Here is a 4527-nt window from a genome sequence, read left to right as displayed (position 1 = left end):
CACGGCGGGGGCCGGGGGGTGGAGCTGCTCGGCCCCGTGCCGGCGCCCATGGAGCGCCGCGAGGGCCGCCACCGCGCCCACCTGATGGTCCGCGCCGCCCAGCGCCCGGCCCTGCAGCGGTTCCTGCGCCGCTGGAGCCAGGCGCTGGGGGGGCTCGAGGGGGCGCGCCGGGTGCGCTGGTCACTGGATGTCGACCCCGTGGAGATGACGTAGCGATGTTTGCCCTGACCAAGATCCTCGGCGCCCTGCTGATGCCCCTGAGCCTGGTCCTGCTGGCGGCGCTGCTCGGCGCGGCGCTGCTCTTCACCCGCCGGGCGCGCCTCGGCCGCCGGGTGGTGCTCGGCACGCTGGCCGCCCTCTACCTGCTCGGCCTGGAGGCCACCGCCGGGCTGCTCCTCGCGCCGCTGGAGCGCCAGTACCCGGCGCTGCTCGAGCCGCGGGCGCAGGTGGCGGCGCCGGTCTCCCACATCGTGGTCCTCGGCGAGGGGCACCGGCTCGATCCGCGCCTGCCCGTCACCGCGCAGCTCAACGCCAACGCGGCGGTGCGGCTGCTCGAGGGCGTGCGGCTGCAGCGCGCCTTCCCCGACGCCACCCTGGTCCTCGGCGGCGGCGCGGTCTTCGGCGAGACGCCGAACTCAGCGGTCATGCACCGCCTGCTGCGCGCCGTCGGCCTCGACCCTGGCGCCGTGGTCCGGCTCGAGACGCCGCGCAACACCGTCGAGGAGGCGCGGGCCGTGGCCGGGCGGGTCGGCGGCCCGGGCGCCGGGCGGGTGGTCCTGGTCACCGAGGCCTCCCACATGCCCCGGGCCGTGGCCCTCTTCCGGGGCCAGGGGCTCGATCCCGTCCCCGCCCCGACGCGCCACCGCGTGCGCGGGCGCGAGGCCGGCGCGGGGCCGCGCTTGCGCGACTTCCTGCCCTCGGCGGAGGGGCTGCGGATGAGCGAGCGCGCCTTCCATGAGTACCTGGGCCTCGCCTGGGCGTGGCTGCGCGGCTGGACGGGCTAGGCCCGCTCGACCTGGTGCTGCGAGAGGGTCAGGGTGGTGTGCTGCCCGGCGAGGTCGAGGAGGATCATCACCCGCTCGTCGCTGCGCTGGGTGCGGAAGAGCCCCTCGTAGCCGTGGAAGGGCCCGTCGAGGACGCGGACCCGCTCGCCCGGCTGCAGCGGCTCCGGGCAGAGGTCGCAGCAGCCGCCCTCGGTGCGCTCGCGGATCGCCGCCACGAGCTCGTCGGGGACCCGCGCCGGCCAGGTCCCGAAGCGCACCAGCCGGCTGACGCCGAGGGTGGAGCGGATCGGGCTCCAGTCCTCCTCGCCGGCAGCGAGGCGGATGAACAGGTAGCGCGGGAACATCGGCTCGACGAGGGTCTCGTAGCGCCCCCGCCGGCGGCGCCGGACGCGGATGTAGGGCAGGTAGCAGCGGAACCCCTGCTGATCGAGGTTCCAGCGCGCCTTCTCCTCCTGGCGCGGCTTGCTGTGGATCAGGTACCAGCAGTCACTTCGCCCCTTCATCGTCGGCCTCCGTGAGCACGAAGATGGCCCCGCAGTAGGGGCAGCTGGCGTAGCCGAGCTCCCCGACGGGGAGGTAGACCCGCGGGTGGGAGCTCCACAGGTACATCTCGGGCGTCGGGCAGCAGACCGGCAGGTCCGCGGCCGTAACGGTGTAGCGGCGCCTGGCGCTGGGCTCCATCAGGTCCGTGCGGTCGTGGGTCTGGGGATCGCTCACCGTACCCTCCTGCCGCCAGTGTGCGGCGCTGCTGTGGGGTGGGGGGCCCTTGCCGCCCCGGGCAGTGCGGCGATTGTAACGGGTCGGCCGTCTGCGTACGCTATCGCCTGTAGTGCAAACGGACTGACCCCGTGAGTCAAGACGCCCCCAGGCCCAATCGGCGCCACCACCTGCGCCTCCGGCTGAGCGCCAGCGTAGACGAGCCGGGATACCGCGAGGCGGCGCGGCGTGCCCGTGAGCCCGTCCCGGCGATCGACCTCGTCCACCAGCCCGCCGCCCGGGCCCTGGTGACCCTGCTCGAGCTGCTCGAGCAGGACCGCTTCGAGGCCCCCGTGCTGCTCCTCGAGCGCGGCCTCGACGAGGACGGCACCCCCTTCGTCCACCACGAGAACGCCACGGCGGCGCTGGGAGCGGCCTGCAGCGCGCTCGCCGGCGGCGGCGCGCGCGCCCGCCCGGAGGCCGGGCCGTGGGGGGAGGCGCTCGGCGAGCTGCTCGGCCTCTGGCTGATCGGCGCCGCGGCCGACTTCCCGGAGGCCCACGAGGGGTACCTGCGCGACCTGGCCCGAGGGATGGGCGTGTGGATGGTGCCCCAGGGGTGGGGGCAGACCCTCCTGAGCGCCGGCGCCGCGGAGGCCGAGGAGGCGCCGAGCGAGCTGATGCTCGGCCTCGCCCACGAGGCCGTCGTCGAGCGGGCCCCGGGGCTGAAGCTGCGCACGGTCCGCCACGTCCTCGAGGCCCTGGACCGCAGCGCCGGGCTCGAGGCGGCGCCCGCGTGGCGGCGGGCGATCGCCTACGTCATCGGGGCGGAGCTCTACCAGAACCCCTACGGCCGGCTGCGCGCCGAGTTCCAGGCCCACCACAGCAGCCCGGCGAGCCGGCACCGGCGCGCCGTCGAGTTCATCGAGCGCGAGGCGATCCCGGCGTACCACGCGGGCTAGCCGCGCCGCTCACGCCCGGTCCCGGTCCGCCAGGTCCTGGAGCTGGAGGCTCAGCGCCCCCACCGAGATCTGCAGCTCGCGCAGCGACAGGGCCAGCGAGAGGAGCATCAGCAGCAGGCTGGCGGTGAACAGCACCTTGCCGGCGAGCGGGGCGCCGATGAAGAGCACCAGCATGCAGAGCACGCAGAAGAAGAGGCTCGCCACCCCGGCGATCTGCATGTTGCGGATCAGCAGCACGCGCCGGCGCAGGTTGTCGATCTGGGCGCCCAGGCTCCGGTCGTGGCTGCCGCGGTACTTCGGCTCCAGGTCGCGGATCAGCGAGGCCAGCGCCAGGAAGCGGTTGGTGTAGGCGAGCAGCAGCAGCGAGATCGCCGGGAAGAGCAGCGCGGGCGAGGAGAGGGTGAGCTCGGCGGCGGGCTGCGTATCGGGGGTCATGCCGTTGGCTCGCTGGACGGCGCGGGTGGCCCAAGAAGATCGACATCCACTCTAGCTCGGGATCAGCAGCGCATGAAAGCCGTACTCCCCCCCTTGCAAGGGGTCCGCATCGCCGTCGCCGGGGACCTGATGCTCGACCGCTACTGGTACGGCGCCACGGGCCGGATCTCGCCCGAGGCGCCGGTGCCGGTGGTCCACGTCGACGCGGCCGAGGAGCGCCCCGGCGGCGCCGGCAACGTCGCCCTCAACGCCGTGGCCCTCGGCGCCGGCGCCACCGTGCTCGGGCCCACCGGCGCCGACGAGGCCGGCGAGCGGCTCGCCGAGCTGCTCCGCGGCGCCGGGGTGGCGTGCCGCCTGCAGCCCGTCGACGGGGCGGCGACCATCACCAAGCTGCGGGTGATCAGCCGCCACCAGCAGCTGCTGCGCCTCGACTTCGAGCGCGGCTTCCCCGGCTTCGGCGCCGAGGCCATGGCCGCCCTGGCCGCGCCGCTGCTCGAGGCCAGCGACGTCCTCGTCCTGTCGGACTACGCCAAGGGGGCGCTCCCCGACCCGCAGGCGCTGATCGGCGCCGCCCGCCGGGCGGGGGTGCCGGTGCTCGTCGACCCCAAGGGCCGCGACTACGCCCGCTACCGCGGGGCGACGCTGCTCACCCCCAACCTCGCCGAGCTCGAGGCGGTGGTGGGCCGCTGCGCCGACGCCGCCGAGATCGCCGAGCGCGCCGGCGCCCTGGCCGCCGAGCTGGGGCTCGAGGCGGTCCTCGTCACCCGCGGCGAGGCGGGGATGACCCTGGCCCGGCCGGGGGCCGACCCCGTCCACCTGCCGACCCGGGCCCGCGAGGTCTTCGACGTCACCGGCGCCGGCGACACGGTGATCGCCACCCTCGCCGCCGCCCTCGGCGCCGGCGCGGCCCTGCCGGACGCCGCCGCCCTGGCGAACGCCGCCGCCGGCGTCGTCGTGGGCAAGCTCGGCACCGCCACGGTGACCCCCGCGGAGCTGCGCGCCGCGGCCGGGCGGCGGGGGAGCGGATCGTCATGACCAACGGCTGCTTCGACCTCCTCCACGCCGGCCACGTCGACTACCTCGCCCGCGCCCGGGAGCGCGGCGACCGGCTCATCGTCGCGGTCAACGACGACGCCTCCGTGGCCCGCCTCAAGGGGCCGCAGCGCCCGGTGGTGCCCCTGGCGCAGCGGCTGGGCGTGCTCGCCGGCCTCGAGGCCGTGGACTGGGTGGTCCCCTTCAGCGAGGACACCCCCGAGCGGCTCATCGCCGCGGTCCGCCCCGACCTGCTGGTCAAGGGCGGCGACTACCGCCCCGAGGCGATCGCCGGCTACGCGGCGGTCACCGCCGCCGGCGGCGCCGTGGAGGTCCTCCCCCTCCTCGAGGGGGCCTCCACCACCGGCCTGATCGAGCGCATCCGCGGGGGGGCGCAGGAG

General features: G+C 75.9%; 6 protein-coding genes and 1 pseudogene. 4 read left to right on the top strand and 3 right to left on the bottom strand.

The window, feature by feature from the left end:
• Positions 1 to 213: hypothetical protein (locus CKO13_RS10805; RefSeq protein ID WP_200260792.1), on the top strand; the 213-nt coding region annotated here is incomplete at its 5' end.
• A gap of 2 nt (positions 214 to 215) precedes the next feature.
• Positions 216 to 1004, top strand: a complete 789-nt coding sequence (locus tag CKO13_RS10800; protein ID WP_200260789.1) for an ElyC/SanA/YdcF family protein — start codon at positions 216 to 218, stop codon at positions 1002 to 1004.
• On the opposite strand, the gene rfaH is transcribed toward CKO13_RS10800, so the two are convergent.
• Positions 1001 to 1507, bottom strand: coding sequence for a transcription/translation regulatory transformer protein RfaH (gene rfaH / locus CKO13_RS10795; protein WP_200260786.1), 507 nt, complete (start codon positions 1505 to 1507; stop codon positions 1001 to 1003). The two genes, CKO13_RS10800 and rfaH, sit on opposite strands and share 4 nt — an antisense overlap.
• Entirely contained in the window at positions 1491 to 1721 is a 231-nt protein-coding gene (locus CKO13_RS10790) for a zinc-finger domain-containing protein (protein WP_338034639.1), read from the bottom strand. The genes rfaH and CKO13_RS10790 overlap by 17 nt, the downstream gene beginning before the upstream one ends.
• Before the next feature lie 131 nt (positions 1722 to 1852).
• Between CKO13_RS10790 and CKO13_RS10785 the strand changes: the two genes are divergently transcribed.
• Positions 1853 to 2659 carry a hypothetical protein gene (locus tag CKO13_RS10785; protein WP_200260783.1) on the top strand — a complete coding sequence of 269 codons (807 nt, stop codon included), beginning with the start codon at positions 1853 to 1855 and terminating at the stop codon, positions 2657 to 2659.
• A 9-nt stretch (positions 2660 to 2668) separates the two neighbouring features.
• Here CKO13_RS10785 and CKO13_RS10780 read toward each other — a convergent pair whose 3' ends face one another.
• On the bottom strand, positions 2669 to 3094 hold the full coding sequence (locus CKO13_RS10780) for a DUF2721 domain-containing protein (protein ID WP_200260780.1): 426 nt from the start codon (positions 3092 to 3094) through the stop codon (positions 2669 to 2671).
• A gap of 72 nt (positions 3095 to 3166) precedes the next feature.
• On the opposite strand from CKO13_RS10780, the pseudogene rfaE1 reads away from it, so the two are divergent.
• A pseudogene (gene rfaE1 / locus CKO13_RS10775) lies at positions 3167 to 4527 on the top strand (D-glycero-beta-D-manno-heptose-7-phosphate kinase); the annotation flags it as partial.

Source organism: Halorhodospira neutriphila (assembly GCF_016584055.1).
GTDB lineage: Bacteria > Pseudomonadota > Gammaproteobacteria > Nitrococcales > Halorhodospiraceae > Halorhodospira > Halorhodospira neutriphila.
The sequence above is the reverse complement of the archived record's forward strand: the minus strand, read 5'-3'. Positions and strand labels throughout refer to the sequence as shown.